Origin of the sequence: Streptomyces sp. NBC_00016 (assembly GCF_045040885.1) — a bacterium.
Lineage (GTDB): Bacteria > Actinomycetota > Actinomycetes > Streptomycetales > Streptomycetaceae > Streptomyces > Streptomyces coriariae.
The window spans coordinates 6,747,614-6,765,005 of record NZ_CP108304.1 but is presented as its reverse complement, the minus strand read 5'-3'; the positions used below and the strand labels follow the sequence as shown (position 1 = coordinate 6,765,005).

The following is a 17,392-nucleotide window of genomic DNA, read 5'->3' as shown; positions in this document are numbered from 1 at the left end:
GTTGATCACCATGGCACACGCAAGCAGTGGGCTGGTTGAGGAGAGCGAATGACTCGATTGACTCGGACGACGCAGGAGATCCACGGCAGCGTCGCCGACGGATTCGAAGCGGTGCGGGAGGCGTTCGCCGCGTTCGTGGCGGAGGAGCGGCCCGACTACGAAGGCCAGTTGTGCGCCCATGTACACGGACGGCGGGTCGTCGACCTGTGGGTGCCGGGCGACGGCGCCGGCCCCGACTCCCTCTACGGTGTCTACTCCTCCACCAAGGGCGCCGCCCATCTGGTGGTCGCGCTCCTCGTCCAGGAGGGCACCCTGGAGCTGGACCGGAAAGTCACCTACTACTGGCCGGAGTTCGCGGCCGAGGGCAAGGGCGCGCTGACCCTGCGCGAGCTGCTCGCGCACCGGGCCGGGGTGATCGGCACGGACAGCGGGTTCTCTCCGCAGGAACTGGCCGACGACCGGCAGATCGCCGAACGCCTCGCCGACCAGCGGCCGTTCTGGCGACCTGGCACCGCCTTCGGCTACCACGGGCTGGTCATCGGGGCGCTCACCGGCGAGGTCGTACGGCGGGCCACGGGCCGCACACTCCAGGAGGTGTACGAGGAGCGGGTGCGCGTCCCGTACGGGCTGGACTTCTTCCTGGGGCTGCCCGCGGCGCACGAGCCGCGGTTCCGCACCGCGCAGCCGATGGCGCCGACCGCCGAGCAGCGGGCGCTGCTGGACTCCCTGCCGGGCGGGCCGCACACCCTGGCCGCCGTCGCCTTCAACCGGCACGCAGCCGAGCCGACCGATCTGGAACTCCTGCCCAACGATCCCCTGATCCGGGCCAGGGGGCCGGCCTCGGTGGGCGGGGTGGCCTCGGCGCGCGGACTGGCCGGGCTGTACGCGGCGGCGATCAGCGAGGTCGGCGGGAAGGTGCCGCTGCTGAAGGAGGACACGGCGGCGGAGTTCGGGCAGCTGCACTCGGTGGGCTACGACGTGGTGGCGCGTTCGCACCGGTCGTACGGGCTGGGTTTCCAGGCGACCGCCGACACCTGGCACCCGTTCCTCGGCGCCGGGGCGTTCGGGCACAGCGGGGCGGGCGGCTGCCAGGCCTTCGCGGATCCGCGCAGCGGGCTCGCCTACGGCTACACACGGCGCCGGTTCGCCTTCCCGGGCGGGTCCGCGCCGGAGAACGACCGACTGGCGGCGGCGGTGCACAGGGCGGCCCTCGCCGCCGGCTGACGGCACGGCCGTCGCGTGGCCGGGCGGCACGGCCGTCGCCCGGACCGGCATGAGGACCGGCATGAGGACCGGCCGACACGACCGAAGGGGCGTCGGCGCGAGAGCCGACGCGGGCGAAGGCCGCACCCCACGTCCAGGGGTGCGGCCTTCGCCGTACGCGACGACCGGTGTCAGGGCGGTGTCACGGACCGGGGATCAGAGCTTGACGATCATCTTTCCGGTGTTGTCGCCGCGCAGCACCCCGAGGAACGCCTCCAGGTTGTTCTCGATGCCCTCGACGACCGTCTCGCGGTACTTCAGCTCGCCGGAGCGGACCCAGCCGCCGACCTCGCGGACGAACTCCGGCTGAAGGTCGTAGTGGTCGCCGACCAGGAGGCCCTCGATACGGCCACGGGTCGCGATGAGGCGGGCGAGGTTCTTCGGGCCGGGGGCCGGCTCGGTGTTGTTGTAGACGGAGATCATGCCGCAGATCACGATGCGGCCCTTCTCGTTGAGCGAGCCGATGGCCGCCTCGAGGTGGTCGCCGCCGACGTTGTCGAAGTAGACGTCGACACCGTCGGGAGCGGCCTCGCGCAGCTGCGCGGCGACGGGTCCGTTCTTGTAGTTGAAGGCGGCGTCGAAGCCGTACTCCTCGACGAGCAGCTTGACCTTCTCGTCGGAGCCGGCCGAGCCGATGACCCGGGAGGCGCCCTTCAGCCTGGCGATCTGGCCGACCTGGCTGCCGACGGCGCCGGCCGCGCCCGACACGAAGACGGAGTCGCCCTCCTTGAAGGAGCCGGTGCGCAGCAGGCCCGCGTAGGCGGTGAGACCGGTCATCCCGAGGACGCCGAGGTAGGTGGACAGGGGCGCCGCCTCGGGGTCGACCTTGACGGCCTGCTTGGCGTCGAAGGTGGCGTACTCGCGCCAGCCGCCGAAGTGCAGGACGTGATCGCCGACCGAGACGCCCTCGGCGGCGGAGGCGACGACCTCGCCGACCGCCCCGCCCTGCATGGCCTTGCCCAGCTCGAAGGGGGCCACGTACGACTTGGCCGCGCTCATCCGGCCGCGCATGTAGGGGTCGACGGACACGTAGGCGTTGCGCACCAGCACCTCACCCGGGCCGGGCTGCCGGATCTCCGCCTCGGCCAGCTCGAAGTCCTCGGGCTTCGGCCAGCCGACGGGGCGGCTGAGCAGACGCCATTCGCGGCTGGTGGTGGGGAGGGCCGACTCGGTCATGGGGGGCTGCCTTTCCTGTGCTCGCAAATGCTTCACTACCTGAAACAACCATGCTCCTGAATATTTCAGGATGTCAAGTAACCGGGTACCCTGGATCCATGCCCACCCCACATCCGGCCCCTCTCCCCGATGCCCTGACCATGGAGGTCGTCGGCCTGATCGGCGAGGTCGTGGCCCGTTACTACGAGGACTACGAGGAAGCCGCGGCAGGTCACGCCCTCACCGGCGCACAGGCCCGGCTGCTGAGCCTGCTCTCGCTGGAGCCGCTGCCGATGCGGAAGCTGGCGCAGAAACTGAAGTGTGAGCCGTCCAACGTGACCGGCATCGTCGACCGTCTGGAGTCCCGCGGTCTGGTCGAGCGGCGTCCCGATCCGACCGACCGCCGGGTGAAGCTGGCGGCGGCCACGGCCGAGGGCCGGAAGATCGCCAAGGGGCTGCGCGAGTCGCTGCGGTTCGCGCGGGAGCCGCTGGCGGGGCTGGCGGAGGAGGAGCGGGTGGCACTGCGGGGGCTGCTGCGACGCATGCTGAGCACGGAGACCGACGCGGCCTGACCCCACGGGACCCCGGCGGACTTGACCGCACCGGACCTGCGCGGGACCTGACCCCACGGGACCCCGCCGGGCCTGAGCCCGTGTGCCTTCGCCCGGTACGAGTCCGTTGCGCCCGGCCCGCGCGGGGATGTTCGTGTGTGTCTGCGGTTCAGTCGTCCGAGCCGGAATTCCCGCCCTTGCGGTCCGTGCGGTTCGCTCCGCGGGCCAGTTCGCCCGCCGCGAGGGTCACGACGGCCACGGCACGCGCCCAGCGCGGGCCGCCTCGCGCCGCCCACCAGACACAGGCACAGCCGCCGAGGACGAGCACCAACAGCCCCGTCAGGGCAAGCACGATCATGCGTCTCCCGCCTCTTCACCCGTGAACTCGTACTGCAGTTCGTAGAGATGACCCGCCTTCACCATCACGGTGACCTCGACGGGGCGGCCGCCGTCGCTGTGGATCATGCGCAGGGTGCGCAGGACCGGCATGCCGCTGGTGAGGCGGAGGGCCTGGTACTGGGCCTGGGTGGGAACCCTGGCGGAGACCCGGTCCGTGCTGCGGCGGGGCGGGTGGCCGAGTGCGGTCAGCAGGGCGGGGGTGCCGCCCCTGATCCTGCGGCGCTCGGCCAGGGGCGTCCCCCGGGCGATGTCCAGCGGGTAGTAGGACTCCACGAGTTCGGCGGGCTCGTCGTCGACGAGGAGTATCTGGCCGCGGAGCAGCGCGATGCCGTCCGCCGGGAGTTCGAGGGCGGCGCGTACGTCGGCGGGCGGCCGGCTCTCGGCCACGTCGAGGAGTTGTATGCGGGCGTGCGTGCCGTGCTTGGCCGCCTCGGAGAGCCAGCGGTAGGGCGCTCCGGGGCTGCCCGGCAGCATGAGCGCGGCGGGCCGGACGGTGCGCTGGCGGTGCTCGCGGACCGTGACGGAGGCGCCCGCCCGGCCGACCACCAGGCGTTCGTCCTTGAGGAGCTGAAGGGCCTTCTGGACCGTGGCGCTCGACGCCTCGAAGCGTTCCTTGAGCCGGGCGGTGGTGGGCAGGTTGGCGCCGGGAGCGAGCTCTCCGCTCATGATGTCGTCGCGCAGATCGGCCGCGATCCGCTCGTGCAGGGAGCGGCGGTCGACGGCTTCCGGGTCTGCCTTGGGCACGGTCATCCGATCCTGATCTGGTAGCGCAGCCTCTGCCGTAGGGCAGGCATCACCATACGGTCGACCTGGATCGGCCGGTCGGCGTGGTCCAGCGTGAGCCGGACGAGCCGCAGGACCGGTTCCTCCGGGGCGGTCCGCAGGGCCTGGCGCTCCTCCTCGTCCGGCATCCCGGCCGTCACGTCCTCCCGCACGAGGACGCCGACGTGACCGAGCTCGGCGAGCAGGGTGAGCGCTCCGCCGGGGATCTTCGCGGTCCCGGCGAGACGGGTGCCCGCCGCTATGGCCGTCGGGTAGTACGTGTCGGTCAGCTCGCTGGGCTCGTCGTCGAGGAGGATCAGCCGCCGGCGTACGACGACCGGCTCGCCCTCGGGGACGCCGAGCAGCGTCGCCACGTCGGCGGGGGCGGGCACCTCACCGGCGTGCAGGATGCGCTGGCTGCCACGCCGCCCCTGCGCGGCGGCCTCGGCCGCCCAGGCGTCGCCCTGCCCGGTGCCCCGTGGCGTCAGATACGGCAACGATGCGCTGACCCATCCGCTCGCACCCACGACTCCTCCTGTACGGCCGACCGTTCTTTCGACCCTGCCGCCCTACACGGTAGGCGACTTGGCTCATCCGCCAACCGCCACCCTCAGCCACCCTCAGCCACCCTTCACTGCCTTGTTACCTTTCGCGAATAACAGTAAGGTTTCGCCGCAGGACGCCCCAGAACCACCGGAGGTGCCCCCGTGCCCCTGTCACGGCAACGTCGTTTCCCCCGCTCGCGCGCCTCCGTACGGGCCGCCCGGGTCTTCGTCCACCAGGTGCTGAGCGACTGGGACCGCGTCGACAGGCTGGACGACATAGAGCTGTGTGTGTCGGAACTCGCCACGAACGCCCTGCTGCACGGGGTGCCCCCCGGCAGGCAGTACTGCGTGACCCTCACCCTCGACGGCCCCCTGGTCCGCCTCGCCGTACGCGACACCGGTGACCATCCCGTGCCCGCGTGCCCGCCGACCCCCGACGCCTGTTCGGGCCGGGGCCTCTTCCTGGCCCGGGAACTGGCGGACGACCTGGGCATCACCGAACACCCCGTGGGCAAGACGGTGTGGGTGACCTTCAAGACCGAGAGCCGGCCCGGGACACGCTGACGACGGCTCCCGGCCCGGGCCGGGAGCGTCGCATCGCCTCAGGTCTTCTTGCGGGTCGTCATGAAGCGCTGGACCAGGATGAACGCGCACAGCAGCACACCGGTGGCGATCTTCGTCCACCAGGAGCTGAGGGTGCCCTCGAACTGGATGATGCTCTTGATCAGGCCCAGCACCAGCACGCCGAACAGGGTGCCCAGCACATAGCCGGAGCCACCCGTCAGCAGCGTGCCTCCGATGACCACCGCGGCGATCGCGTCGAGTTCCATGCCGGTCGCGTGCAACGGATCGCCGGACTGGATGTACAGGGTGAAGAGCAGTCCGGCCAGCGCCGAGCAGAACCCGCTCACGGTGTACACGGCGATCTTCGTGCCGCCCTGCGGGAGACCCATCAGCATGGCCGACTGCTCGTTGCCGCCGATGGCGTACACCCGGCGCCCGAAGCGGGTGTAGTGCAGGACGTAGAACGCCACGGCGAGGACGACCAGCGAGACGATCGCGCCGATGGACAGGAAGCCCATCCCCAGCGACACCTGCGCCTGGGCCATGCTGCTCACCGAGGAGTCGCCGATGGAGATCGACTCCTTGCTGATGACCAGGCACAGACCGCGGAAGAGGAAGAGGCCGGCGAGGGTCACGATGAAGGGCTGGATCTCGAAGTTGTGGATCACATAGCCCATCAGGAAACCGCCGAGCGCGCCCACGCCCAGCGCCATGGGGATCACCAGCAGCAGCGGCAGCCCCTGGCGCTCCACCAGCCAGGCCGTGAACATCGTCGTGAAGCCGATCATCGAACCGACGGACAGGTCGATGCCGCCGGACAGGATGACGAAGGTGACACCGACCGCGGCGACCAGCAGATAGCCGTTGTCGATGAACAGGTTCAGGAAGACCTGCGGCTCGCCGAACCCGTAGTTCTGGTACCGGCTCAGGCCCACGCCGTACATCAGCAGGAAGAGCAGGGCCGTCACCGCGACGGGCAGCCGCCGGTCGCCGAGCAGACGCGAGGCCGTGGACGGGGTACGGCTGTCGGAGGCCGTGGGGCTCTGGGTGGTCGCGCTCATCACGACACCTCCATCTTGGGGGTGGCCTCGGACGCCGCGGCGGGGTCCGCCGGGGCCGCGGCCGTCTTGCCGCTTCCCTTCACGCCGGATCCGGCGCCGAACCTGGCGCCGAACACCTTGGCGCGGAACTTCGGGGACTGGAGCAGGCAGACGACGATGACGACGGCGGCCTTGAAGACCAGGTTGGTCTGGGTCGGCACGCCGATGGTGTAGATCGTGGTGGTCAGGGTCTGGATGACGAGGGCGCCGACCACCGTGCCGCCGACGGAGAACCGGCCGCCCAGGAGCGAGGTTCCGCCGATCACCACGGCGAGGATCGCGTCGAGCTCGATCCACAGGCCGGCGTTGTTGCCGTCCGCGGCCGAGGTGTTGGAGCTGATCATCAGGCCGGCGATGCCCGCGCAGAGCGCGCAGAACGCGTACACCATGATCTTGATGCGCCGGGACCTGATGCCCACCAGGCGGCTGGCCTCGGCGTTGCCGCCGACCGCCTCGACCAGCAGGCCGAGTGCCGTGCGGCGGGTCAGCACCACGGTGACGGCCACGACCGCGGCCACCACGAAGATGGAGAACGGCAGGGTCAGCCAGTAGCCGCCGCCGATCAGCTTGTACGGCTCGCTGTTGATGGTGATGATCTGGCCGTCGGTGATCAGCTGGGCGACACCGCGCCCGGCGACCATGATGATCAGGGTGGCGATGATCGGCTGGATACCCATCCTGGCGACCAGGAAGCCGTTCCACAGACCGCAGACGACCGCGGCCAGCAGGCCCAGGCCCATGGCGAGCAGCACCCCGGACAGGGCGCCCTGGTCGGACTGGTCGCTGATGTACGAACAGGCCAGTGCTCCGGTGATGGCGACCACAGCGCCGACGGAGAGGTCGATTCCGCCGGTGGCGATGACCAGCGTCATGCCGACCGCCACCAGGATCAGGGGCGATCCGAACAGCACGATCGAGACGAGGCTGCCGTAGAGGTGCCCGTCCGCCATCTTGATCGAGAAGAAGTCGGGGGTGAAGGGAACGTTGACGAGCAGCAGCAGGACCAGGACCGCCACCGGCCAGAACAGGTGGTGGTGGGTCAGCGCTCGCCACCGGGAAGAGGTGGTCGAAGAGGTGGTCACTGGTGCTCTCCGCTCGCGATGGTCTCCAGGATCCGGCTCGTGGTGATCTCGGGCCCGTTGGCGATCTGCGCCACCAGCCGGCGGTCGCGCAGCACTCCGATGGTGTGACTGAGCCGGAGTACCTCCTCCAGCTCGGCCGCGATGTACAGCACCGACATGCCGTCCTCGGAGAGCGATACGACGAGCTTCTGGATCTCCGCCTTGGCTCCGATGTCGATGCCGCGCGTCGGCTCGTCCAGGATCAGCAGCTTCGGCTGGGTGATCAGCCAGCGGGCCAGCAGCACCTTCTGCTGGTTGCCGCCGCTGAGCTGGCCCACCCTGGCCTCGGGGTTGGCGGGGCGGATGTCCAGCGCCTTGATGTACTTGGCGACGAGTTCGTCGCGCTGGGCGACCGGGATGGGCCGGGTCCAGCCGCGCGCGGCCTGCAGGGCCAGGATGATGTTCTCGCGCACCGTCAGATCGGGTACCAGGCCCTCGCTCTTGCGGTTCTCGGAGCAGAAGGCGACACCGGCGTTGATCGCGTCGTTCGGGGCGCTCATCGAGACCGGCCTGCCGCCGATGGACACCTTGCCGGTGTCCGGCTGGTCGGCGCCGAAGAGCAGCCGGGCGAGTTCGGTCCGGCCCGATCCGAGCAGGCCGGCGAGCCCGATCACCTCGCCCTTCTTGATCTCCATGTCGAACGGGGCGATGCCGCCGGTCCGGCCGAGGCCGTCCGCCACGAGCAGGGTCTCGCCCGCGTCGGAGTGCAGCTGGTGTTCGTGGAGTTCGTCCAGCTGGCCCATGGCCTTGCCGAGCATGAGCTGGACGAGGCCGACCTGGTCGAGGTCGCGCACCATGTGCTCACCGACGAGGGTGCCGTTGCGCAGCACGGTCATCCGGTCGCAGACCTCGTAGATCTGGTCGAGGAAGTGCGAGACGAACAGGATCGCGACGCCCTCGTCCTTCAACCGCCGCATCAGCGCGAACAGTTGGAGGACCTCGTCGCGGTCGAGGCTGGAGGTCGGCTCGTCGAGGATCAGCACCTTGGTGCCCGGCCCCTTGCCGCCGCCCGCGCCGTCGCCGGTGCCCAACGACCGCACGATCGCTACCAGTTGCTGCACGGCCAGCGGGTACGAGGACAGCGGGGCGGTGACGTCGATGTCGAGTCCGAGCCGGTCCACCAGCTCCGCCGCCTGCCGGCGCAGCTGCTTCCACTGGATGCGGCCCATGCGGGTCGGTTCACGCCCGATGAAGATGTTCTCCGCCACCGACAGGTTGGGGCAGAGGTTGACCTCCTGGTAGACGGTGCTGATGCCGGCCTGCTGGGCCTCCAGCGGGCTGGTGATCCGCACGGCCTCACCGTCCAGCGTGATCGTGCCGCCGTCCAGGGAGTAGACCCCCGTGAGCACCTTGATGAGGGTGGACTTGCCGGCGCCGTTCTCGCCCATCAGGGCGTGGATCTCGCCGGGGAAGAGCCGGAAGTCGACGTCCGACAGAGCCCGTACCCCCGGAAACTCCTTGACTATGCCCGTCATTTCCAGGACGGGCCGTGGCTCTGCCATGGCAGCGCTCCTCTTGAGATTCGTTCAGGCCCGCAGGGAGCCCCGGGACCGACGGCTCGGTCGGCCGGAGGCTCCCTGCCGGTGGGTGCGTCGGTCAGTACTTGCGGCTCGGGAGCGCGGCCGCGGCCTGGTCCTGCATGAAGTCGCCCTCCTCGGTCTTGATCCAGCGCTCGACCGTCTCGCCGTCCTTGACCTTCTTCACGACGTCCATCAGCTGCGGGCCGAGGAGCGGGTTGCACTCGACGATGGCGTTGATCTTGCCCTCGGACATGGCCACGAAGCCGTCCTTCACGCCGTCGATCGAGACGATCAGGATGTCCTTGCCGGGCTTCTTGCCGGCCGCCTCGATGGACTGGATGGCGCCGATGGCCATGTCGTCGTTGTGCGCGAAGAGGACGTTGATGTCCGGGTTGGACTGGAGGAAGGCCGCCATGACCTGCTTGCCGCCGGCGCGGGTGAAGTCACCGGTCTGGCTGACGACGACCTTCCAGTCGTCCTTGTGGCTCGCGTCCATGACCTCCTTGAAGCCCTTGGCGCGCTCGATCGCCGGGGCGGCACCGGTGGTGCCCTCCAGCTGGGCGATCTTCACCGCGCCCTTGAGGCCGGCCTTCGCGATGACCTTCTCGAGGATCTTGGCGGCGCGGCGGCCCTCGTCGGTGAAGTCGGAGCCGACCAGGGTCACGTACAGGGACTCGTCGGAGGTCTCGACGGAGCGGTCGGTGAGGACCACCGGGATCTTCTTGGCCTTGGCCTCCTTCAGCACCGCGTCCCAGCCGGTGACGACCACCGGCGAGAAGGCGATGACGTCGACCCCCTGGGTGATGTAGCTGCGGATCGCGGAGATCTGGTTCTCCTGCTTCTGCTGGGCGTCGGAGAACTTGAGGGTGTAACCCGCCTCCTTGGCCGCCGCCTTCACCGAGTCGGTGTTGGCGCTGCGCCAGCCGCTCTCCGAGCCGACCTGGGAGAAGCCGAGCGTGATGGCCTTGCCGCCGTCCCCGGAAGAGCTGCTGGACGCGCCGTCGTCCTCCTTGGCGCAGGCCGCCAGGCCGCCCGCCGCCGCCACGCCGACCGCCGCGGTGAGGAAGTTTCTTCTGCTGAGCATGTTCTTCTCCTTTGAAGAGCCGGCCCGGGGATGGACCTGCTGGTACTCGATGAACCGGCCGCACTGCGTCCAGCCTGTCGATCACTGTTCGGCATTTCGGCCATACTGCTGGTCAGGGGTCCGACGGGGTCGGTCAGCGGGGAGCGCCCTCCGGTTGAGCGGCGCTCGGGAACGTACTTGCGCGTACGACGAGTTGGGGTTCGATCGCGATCCGGGGCGTGTCGGAGGCCGGCCGGCCCTCGATCTGCTCCAGGAGCAGCGCGATGCCTCGCTGGCCCACCGTCGAGAAGTCCTGCCGGACGGTGGTGAGCGGCGGAGCGAAGAACTCCGACTCCGGGATGTCGTCGAAGCCGACCACCGCGACGTCCTGGGGAGTCCGCACGCCCGCCTCACGCAGGGCCCGCAACACCCCCAGCGCCATCTGGTCGTTGGCGACGAAGACGGCGGTCAGCCCCCGGCCCACCCAGCCGGCCAGTTCCTGGCCCGCGCGGTAGCCCGACAGCGGACTCCAGTCCCCCCGCAGCAGCATGGGCGGCTCGACGCCCGCCGCTTCGAGGGTGGCCCGCCAGCCGGCGGCCCGGTCGGCCGCCTCCTGCCAGTCCTCGGGTCCGGCGAGGTGCCAGACCGTGCGGTGGCCGGCCGCCAGCAGGTGGCCGGTCGCCAGCCGCGCCCCCAGACGCTGGTCGACACCGACGCGGGGGATGTCCATGCCCGGCTCGCCGCCCACGACCACCACCGGGAAGGGATGGCGCAGTTCGGCCAGGGCGTCCACCGCCGACCGCTGCGGGGCGATGGCGACCACGCCCTCCACCCCGCCCTCGCTGAGGTGGTCCAGCGCCTCGGAGAGCGTCTCCATGGTCAGTTCGCGCAGACTGACCGTCGAGACGAGATATCCCTCGGCCCGCGCCGCCTCCTCGAGCGCGAACAGCGTGCTGGCCGGCCCGTAGAGGGTGGTGTCGGAGGCGACCACGCCCAGCGTCCGGGTGCGCCGGGTCGCCAGGGCCCGTGCGGAGAAGTTGCGGCGGTAACCCATCTCCTCGATCGCCCGCAGCACCCTGGCCCGCGTCTCGTCCCGCACGTTGGGGTGCTCCCCCAGCACGCGGGACACGGTCTGGTGGGACACGCCTGCCAGGCGCGCCACGTCGGCCATGGTGGGCGGCCGGAGCCGGGTGGGTGTCACGGCCGCACCTCCTTGACGCTCGTCTGTCGGTAAGTCCGGTAAGTCCTGCGGTGTGGGCGGACGGTTCCGCGCCACGGGCTTCACTCCGGGATCCCGGTGGGCCCGACGACACCGGTGGGAAAAGTGAGTGGGGACGTTGCGGGCACGACCGCTCGTACCTCCCCGTGCTGACGTCGTCGCCGACTGGTGAATGCGGAGGTCATTGTGAGCGCTAACAATTCATGGCGGTCAAGGGGGTTGCACGGGAAGCTCGTCACGGTTCCATAACGCGCTTACCTGGGGCGGGACATCGCCCCTGGTCACAGGCCGAAAGGCCGGCCGAGGCCGGGCACGGGGCAGTGGACCGACGACGGGTCGCGCGGCCGGAGCATGACCAACCCGCTTCAGTGCACAGCTGTTTCGGTCATACCTGGGCGTCCGGCACGCCCTCCTGGACGGCCCACATGACGGCCGCTCGGCGGGTCCGGCCGCGGCACGGCCGGCTCCGGCGGAGCCCTACGAGCACCACCACAGGAAGCGCGTGCACGTCTGCGAGGGCGACGGATCCGGGGACTCGGCCGGCGCCGACGGGTCGGCGGTGGCAGTGGAGTCCGAGCCGGAGTCCGAGTCCGAGGGGGTCGATCCGGAGGTCGACCCGGGGGAGCCGGGGAGGGTCGCCGACTGGGCGTCCTTGTCCGGGCTCGGCGTGGCCGACGCGTCCTTCGCGGACTCCGAGGCCGACGGGGAGGCGGAGGGGCTCGGGGAGGACGAGGCCTTGTCCCCGCCCGTGTCGGTCCGGTCGTCCAGGGGCTGCGCGGACGCGCTCGGCCCCGATGACGAACCGTCGACCTCGGACGCCTCTCCCCCGGCCGCCGCCGGGTTCCCGGGGGAGGTGAACCCCGGTGCGTCCACGCCGAGTTCGGCCAGGCTCAGGCCACCGGCCGCGAGCGCGAAGCCGACGGTGATCAGTACGATGCGTTTGCGGCGTCTTCGGTGGGCCGAGGCCTTGCGGTCGCGGCGGCTCGCCTCCGGCGCGTCGGCCGCGCCCTGGGGGCCGCGCCGACCGCCCCGACCCTGCTCGCGACGGCGCGCGGCCCGGCCCTGCGGCTCGCCGCCCCCGGCTTCGTGATCGACAGGCCCGTCGTGAGCGTCGTGATCGTCGTGAGCGCCCAGATCGGCTCGGCCGCCGTGAGCGCCGTCGTCATCCGGGTCGCCGCGACCGTCCGGGTCGCCGGAGGTCCGGTGCGCCGACGCGTCCCGCGCGTACGGCTCGGGGCCGGACGCGCCGGGCGGATACGCGCGTAGCTGCTGAGCAGGCGCGCCGCACCCCGGGCAGGCGAGGGCGCCGTTGAGGTGCCGTCGGCACGGGTGGCAGTAGTCCATGACGCGGGAAGACTAAGTTCCCGGACAGGTGCGTTCCCGGGTTCACCTGTGAAAGTTGTGTGGGAAACCGGCCATACCGGCGCGACACTTCGAGTGACCTGGACCACAGCGCGGCGGGCCAAGTTTCGAAAGGAGTACCGAAACTGTCGAAACCGTTACCCGTTCGACCCATTGACACTCGCCTCGCGCAATCCTTACTGTCTGCCCAGCATTTCGAACATGTGACGAAATCTCGAACAGCCGAAGGGTAACTTCCGTGCGCATCACCGGAATCAGCACGCACGTGGTCGGGACGCCGTGGCGCAACCTGACCTACGTCCTGGTGCACACCGACGAGGGCATCACGGGTGTCGGAGAGACCCGCATGCTGGGTCATACCGACGCGCTGATCGGCTACCTGAAGGAGGCCGAGGCCAACCACATTCTCGGCTCCGACCCATTCGCTGTCGAGGACCTCGTGCGCCGGATGAAGTACGGCGACTACGGGCGGGCCGGCGAGATCGTGATGTCGGGCATCGCCGTCGTCGAGATGGCCTGCTGGGACATCAAGGGCAAGGCCCTCGGCGTGCCCGTCTGGCAGCTCCTCGGCGGCAAGGTCACCGACAAGGTCAAGGCCTACGCCAACGGCTGGTACACCACCGAGCGGACCCCGGAGGCCTACCACAAGGCCGCCCAGGGGGTCATGGAGCGCGGCTACAAGGCGCTCAAGATCGACCCCTTCGGCACCGGGCACTTCGAGCTGGACCACCAGCAGACCCTGTACGCGGTCTCCCTCATCGAGGCCGTGCGCGACGCCATCGGGCCGGACGCCGAGCTGATGCTGGAGATGCACGGCCGCTTCTCCCCCGCCACCGCCGTCCGGCTCGCGAACGAACTCGCGCCCTTCAAGCCCGCGTGGCTGGAGGAGCCGTGCCCGCCCGAGAACCTGAAGGCTCTCGAGAAGGTCGCCGCGAAGGTCGACATCCCCGTCGCCACCGGTGAGCGCATCCACGACCGCGTCGAGTTCCGCGAGCTCTTCGAGAGCCAGGCCGTGGACATCATCCAGCCGGACGTCGGCCACATCGGCGGCATCTGGGAGACCAGGAAGCTGGCCGCCACCGCCGAGGCGCACTACGTGCTCGTCGCCCCGCACAACGTCGGCGGCCCGGTCCTCACCGCGGCCTCGCTCCAGGTCGGGTTCACCTCCCCGAACTTCAAGATCCTCGAGCACTTCAACGACTTCGCCGACTCGGAGATCAAGAAGGTCGTCAAGGGGGCTCCCCAGGTCGTCGACGGCTACTTCGAGCTGTCCCACGCGCCCGGTCTCGGCGTCGAGCTCGACGTGGACGCCGCCGCCGAGTTCCCGCAGCAGCAGGCCCGTTTCGACCTCTGGGCCGAGGGCTGGGAGCAGCGCAAGCCGAAGGGCAGCGACAAGTGAGTACAGCCGTCGTCGTCGAGGCGCCGGGCGAGCACCGGCTCGTCCCGCACGAGCCTCGGCGGCCGGAACCCGGCGAGGCGCTCGTCCGCGTCCACGCCACCGGCATCTGCGGCAGCGACCGCGAGGTGTACCAGGGCAACCGGCCCGAGGGCTACGTCCGCTACCCGCTGACTCCCGGCCACGAGTGGTCGGGGACGGTCGAGGCGGTCGGCGCCGGGGTCCCCGCGTCGCTCGTCGGCCGCAAGGTCGTCGGTGAGGGCTTCCGCAACTGCCAGGTCTGCGACCGCTGTCACGCGGGCGAGACGACGCTGTGCACGGACGGGTACGAGGAGACCGGCTTCACCCAGCCGGGGGCCATGGCGGCCACCCTCACCCTGCCGGCCCGGCTGCTGCACGTCCTGGCGGACGACGCCGACCTCACCGCGGCCGCCCTGCTCGAGCCCGCCGCCTGTATCGCGGCCGCCGCGATCAAGGCGCACGCACTGCCGGGCGAGAAGGTGGCCGTCGTCGGCACCGGGACGCTGGGCATGTTCGCCGTCCAGTTCCTGAAGGCGGGATCGCCCGCCGAGCTGCTGGTCGTCGGCACCCGGAACGACCGGGAGGCGCTCTCCCGGCAGTTCGGGGCCACCGATTTCCGGACCAGGGACCAGGAGCTCCCGGACGACTTCGACGTCGTCATCGAGACCGCCGGGTCCGCGTCCGCCGCCCGGACCGCCGCCTCGCTGCTCCGGCGCGGTGGCCGGCTGGTCCTCACCGGGATCCCGGCACCGGGCGCCGACGGGCTCGACCCGACGGACCTGGTCGTACGACAGCTGGAGGTGCACACCGTCTTCGGAGCGCCGCCGGACGCCTGGTCGCACACCGTCCGGGTGTTCGGAGCCGGGCTGCTCGACCCGCTTCCGCTGGTCACGCACGAACTGCCGCTCGCCGAGTTCTCCGCGGCCATCGACCTGGTGGGATCAGGCGATCCGAAGGTGGGCAAGGTGCTGCTCAAGCCGTAAGCCCCTGAGCCGTACGCCGGTGCGGGGGCGACCTGACCGTCCCCGCCCCGGCGTACACCCACACTCCGCACGACCTGAGCCGCGAACCTTGACCGAAATATCGAACACGAAGGACGGCATGTGACCACCGACGCTTCCGCCACGGCAGCCCGTCGACCTGGTGAGCAGGCGCTCACCGCGCTCGGCCTGGGCGCGCCCGCCCTCGACCCCGCCGACGCCTCTGCCCACACCTTCCCGGGCGGCGGCCGCTGGCGCACCGAGGTCCCTTCGTGCGAGGGTCCCGAAGCGCTGGCCGTCATCCTCAAGGAGGCCTCGCGCCTCGACGTGCCGATCCACCGGATCAGCCAGGGCAGCGGCGTGTGGATGCTGACCGACGCCGAGATCACCGAGATGGTCGACGCCACCGGCGAGCGTGACATCGAGCTCTGCCTCTTCACCGGGCCGCGCGGCACCTGGGACATCGGCGGCTCGACCCGCACCGACTCGCGGGGCGGCGGGCTGCGCGCCCGCGGCCACGACGCCGTCGCCGGATGCGTCGAGGACGCCGTCCGGGCGACGGAACTGGGCGTCAAGTGCCTGCTCGTCGCCGACGAGGGTGTCCTGTGGACGCTGCACCGTGCCCGCGCGGCCGGCATCATCCCGGCCGACACCACGCTGAAGGTCTCCGCGCTCATCGGTCCCGTCAACCCGGCGGCGTACGCGGTGTACGAGCGGCTCGGCGCCGACTCGGTCAACGTGCCCAGTGACCTCACCCTGGACCACCTGACCGAGATCCGCCGGGCCTCCGGCGCTCCCATGGACATGTACATCGAGGCCCCCGACGATCTCGGCGGTTACATCCGGATGTACGAGGTCGCCGAGCTGATCCGGCGCGGCGCACCGCTCTACCTGAAGTTCGGCCTGTCCAAGGCCCCGGGGATCTACCCGTACGGCCACCACCTGCGGGATCTGGCGCTCTCCACCGCCCGGGAACGGGTGCGGCGCGGACGGCTCGCCCTCGACCTCCTCGCCCGTCATGGCGCGGACGGCGACATGGCGCCGTTGGGCTCGCGCCTGCCGGGTGATCTCAAGCGGTTTGACATCCAGTCATAACGTTCCGGAAACCCCGCTTCACAGAAGCCGACACAGGCGCGCAGAATCCCACACACCGCTTCTTCACTTCTTCTCTTCTTCCCGGCGTTGCTCCGGGAGCGGCCGTCGCACCGCGATACCGACCCCTGCACACACATCAAGGATGATGATCATGCGCAACCGTAGAGTCTCCCTCGCCGCCATAGCCGGAGCCGCCTCCCTCGCCCTGACTCTGTCCGCCTGCGGCCAGAGCGGTGACGGTGGCAGCAAGGACGAGGGCTCGGACAGCGCCAAGGGCGGGACCATCGGTATCGCGATGCCGACCAAGTCCTCCGAGCGCTGGATCTCCGACGGCGCCAACGTCGTCAAGGACCTCGAGGCCAAGGGCTACAAGACCAAGCTGGTCTACGGCGAGGACGACCCCGACCAGCAGGTCTCGCAGATCGAGAACCTGATCACGCAGGGCGTCAAGGCGCTGATCGTCGCGGCCATCGACAACAAGTCGCTGAACAACGTCCTCCAGCAGGCCGCCGACGCCAAGATCCCGGTCATCTCCTACGACCGCCTGATCCTCGGCACGAAGAACGTCGACTACTACGCGTCCTTCGACAACAGCAAGGTCGGCGAGCTCCAGGCCAACTACATCGTCGACAAGCTCGGCCTGAAGTCCGGCAAGGGCCCGTTCAACATCGAGCTGTTCGCCGGCTCCAACGACGACAACAACACCAAGTACTTCTTCAACGGCGCGATGAGCGTGCTCCAGCCGTACATCGACAGCAAGAAGCTCGTCGTCCAGTCCGGCCAGACCGGTCTCACCCAGGTCACCACCCTGCGCTGGGACGGCGCGACCGCGCAGAAGCGCATGGACGACATCCTCACCAAGTCGTACGGCAGCAAGAAGGTCGACGCGGTCCTCTCGCCGTACGACGGCATCTCCATCGGCATCCTGTCGGCCCTGAAGTCGGACGACTACGGCTCCGCGAGCAAGCCGCTGCCGGTCCTCACCGGCCAGGACGCCGAGCTGGCCTCGGTGAAGTCGATCATCGCGGGCGGCCAGACCCAGACCGTCTACAAGGACCTCCGTGAGCTGGCCAAGGTCGCCACGACCATGGTCGACGACGTCCTCAACGACAAGAAGCCCGAGACGAACGACACCAAGACGTACGACAACGGCACCAAGGTCGTCCCGGCCTACCTGCTCCAGCCGGTGAGCGTGGACAAGACCAACTACGAGAAGGTCCTCGTCGAGGGCGGCTACTACACGGCCGACCAGCTCAAGTAAGCGTCGACCCTCAAG

18 protein-coding genes are annotated in these 17,392 nt (G+C 70.1%); 8 read left to right on the top strand and 10 right to left on the bottom strand.

Going from position 1 to position 17,392, the window contains the following annotated elements:
• Positions 1-48 precede the first annotated feature (48 nt).
• Positions 49-1,224 carry a serine hydrolase domain-containing protein gene (locus OG933_RS29910; protein WP_362524177.1) on the top strand — a complete coding sequence of 392 codons (1,176 nt, stop codon included), beginning with the start codon at positions 49-51 and terminating at the stop codon, positions 1,222-1,224.
• 195 nt (positions 1,225-1,419) lie between these two features.
• Here OG933_RS29910 and OG933_RS29905 read toward each other — a convergent pair whose 3' ends face one another.
• On the bottom strand, positions 1,420-2,439 hold the full coding sequence (locus OG933_RS29905; RefSeq protein WP_020126942.1) for an NADP-dependent oxidoreductase: 1,020 nt from the start codon (positions 2,437-2,439) through the stop codon (positions 1,420-1,422).
• Between the two features lie 98 nt (positions 2,440-2,537).
• On the opposite strand from OG933_RS29905, the gene OG933_RS29900 reads away from it, so the two are divergent.
• Positions 2,538-2,990, top strand: a complete 453-nt coding sequence (locus OG933_RS29900) for a MarR family transcriptional regulator (protein ID WP_362524180.1) — start codon at positions 2,538-2,540, stop codon at positions 2,988-2,990.
• A 148-nt stretch (positions 2,991-3,138) separates the two neighbouring features.
• Here OG933_RS29900 and OG933_RS29895 read toward each other — a convergent pair whose 3' ends face one another.
• From OG933_RS29895 to OG933_RS29885, 3 genes are read right to left on the bottom strand one after another with little or no spacing between them, the layout of a single operon-like run.
• Positions 3,139-3,327, bottom strand: coding sequence for a hypothetical protein (locus OG933_RS29895; protein ID WP_362524182.1), 189 nt, complete (start codon positions 3,325-3,327; stop codon positions 3,139-3,141).
• Positions 3,324-4,118 carry a GntR family transcriptional regulator gene (locus tag OG933_RS29890; protein WP_405629797.1) on the bottom strand — a complete coding sequence of 265 codons (795 nt, stop codon included), beginning with the start codon at positions 4,116-4,118 and terminating at the stop codon, positions 3,324-3,326. The genes OG933_RS29895 and OG933_RS29890 overlap by 4 nt, the downstream gene beginning before the upstream one ends.
• The gene (locus OG933_RS29885) at positions 4,115-4,657 is read right to left on the bottom strand and encodes a UTRA domain-containing protein (RefSeq protein WP_362524186.1); all 543 of its coding nucleotides are present in this window, start codon (positions 4,655-4,657) and stop codon (positions 4,115-4,117) included. Before OG933_RS29885 ends, OG933_RS29890 begins: the two co-directional genes overlap by 4 nt.
• A gap of 180 nt (positions 4,658-4,837) precedes the next feature.
• Between OG933_RS29885 and OG933_RS29880 the strand changes: the two genes are divergently transcribed.
• Positions 4,838-5,239, top strand: a complete 402-nt coding sequence (locus tag OG933_RS29880) for an ATP-binding protein (RefSeq protein ID WP_362524188.1) — start codon at positions 4,838-4,840, stop codon at positions 5,237-5,239.
• A 38-nt stretch (positions 5,240-5,277) separates the two neighbouring features.
• On the opposite strand, the gene yjfF is transcribed toward OG933_RS29880, so the two are convergent.
• From yjfF to OG933_RS29850, 6 genes are all read right to left on the bottom strand, one after another.
• Positions 5,278-6,300 (bottom strand): galactofuranose ABC transporter, permease protein YjfF, encoded by a 1,023-nt coding sequence (yjfF, locus tag OG933_RS29875; protein WP_327182840.1) that lies wholly within the window; start codon positions 6,298-6,300, stop codon positions 5,278-5,280.
• Positions 6,300-7,421 carry an ABC transporter permease gene (locus OG933_RS29870; RefSeq protein ID WP_362524192.1) on the bottom strand — a complete coding sequence of 374 codons (1,122 nt, stop codon included), beginning with the start codon at positions 7,419-7,421 and terminating at the stop codon, positions 6,300-6,302. The genes yjfF and OG933_RS29870 overlap by 1 nt, the downstream gene beginning before the upstream one ends.
• Complete coding sequence (locus tag OG933_RS29865) at positions 7,418-8,962, bottom strand: sugar ABC transporter ATP-binding protein (RefSeq protein WP_362524194.1); 1,545 nt, start codon at positions 8,960-8,962, stop codon at positions 7,418-7,420. The genes OG933_RS29870 and OG933_RS29865 overlap by 4 nt, the downstream gene beginning before the upstream one ends.
• A gap of 94 nt (positions 8,963-9,056) precedes the next feature.
• On the bottom strand, positions 9,057-10,064 hold the full coding sequence (locus OG933_RS29860) for an ABC transporter substrate-binding protein (protein ID WP_020126951.1): 1,008 nt from the start codon (positions 10,062-10,064) through the stop codon (positions 9,057-9,059).
• Between the two features lie 133 nt (positions 10,065-10,197).
• Complete coding sequence (locus OG933_RS29855; protein ID WP_405629791.1) at positions 10,198-11,244, bottom strand: LacI family DNA-binding transcriptional regulator; 1,047 nt, start codon at positions 11,242-11,244, stop codon at positions 10,198-10,200.
• A gap of 495 nt (positions 11,245-11,739) precedes the next feature.
• Positions 11,740-12,135 carry a hypothetical protein gene (locus OG933_RS29850; RefSeq protein WP_405629789.1) on the bottom strand — a complete coding sequence of 132 codons (396 nt, stop codon included), beginning with the start codon at positions 12,133-12,135 and terminating at the stop codon, positions 11,740-11,742.
• A gap of 81 nt (positions 12,136-12,216) precedes the next feature.
• Here OG933_RS29850 and OG933_RS29845 point away from each other — a divergent pair, with 81 nt between their 5' ends.
• The 5 genes from OG933_RS29845 to chvE all read left to right on the top strand — a co-directional run bounded on the left by OG933_RS29845 (position 12,217) and on the right by chvE (position 17,377).
• Positions 12,217-12,528, top strand: a complete 312-nt coding sequence (locus OG933_RS29845; RefSeq protein ID WP_405629787.1) for a hypothetical protein — start codon at positions 12,217-12,219, stop codon at positions 12,526-12,528.
• Between the two features lie 334 nt (positions 12,529-12,862).
• Positions 12,863-14,023 carry a mandelate racemase/muconate lactonizing enzyme family protein gene (locus OG933_RS29840; protein ID WP_362524201.1) on the top strand — a complete coding sequence of 387 codons (1,161 nt, stop codon included), beginning with the start codon at positions 12,863-12,865 and terminating at the stop codon, positions 14,021-14,023.
• Entirely contained in the window at positions 14,020-15,024 is a 1,005-nt protein-coding gene (locus OG933_RS29835; RefSeq protein WP_054238146.1) for a zinc-binding dehydrogenase, read from the top strand. The genes OG933_RS29840 and OG933_RS29835 overlap by 4 nt, the downstream gene beginning before the upstream one ends.
• Before the next feature lie 120 nt (positions 15,025-15,144).
• Complete coding sequence (locus OG933_RS29830; protein ID WP_405629784.1) at positions 15,145-16,116, top strand: hypothetical protein; 972 nt, start codon at positions 15,145-15,147, stop codon at positions 16,114-16,116.
• 151 nt (positions 16,117-16,267) lie between these two features.
• On the top strand, positions 16,268-17,377 hold the full coding sequence (chvE, locus tag OG933_RS29825) for a multiple monosaccharide ABC transporter substrate-binding protein (RefSeq protein ID WP_171397026.1): 1,110 nt from the start codon (positions 16,268-16,270) through the stop codon (positions 17,375-17,377).
• The last annotated feature ends 15 nt before the right edge of the window (positions 17,378-17,392 follow it).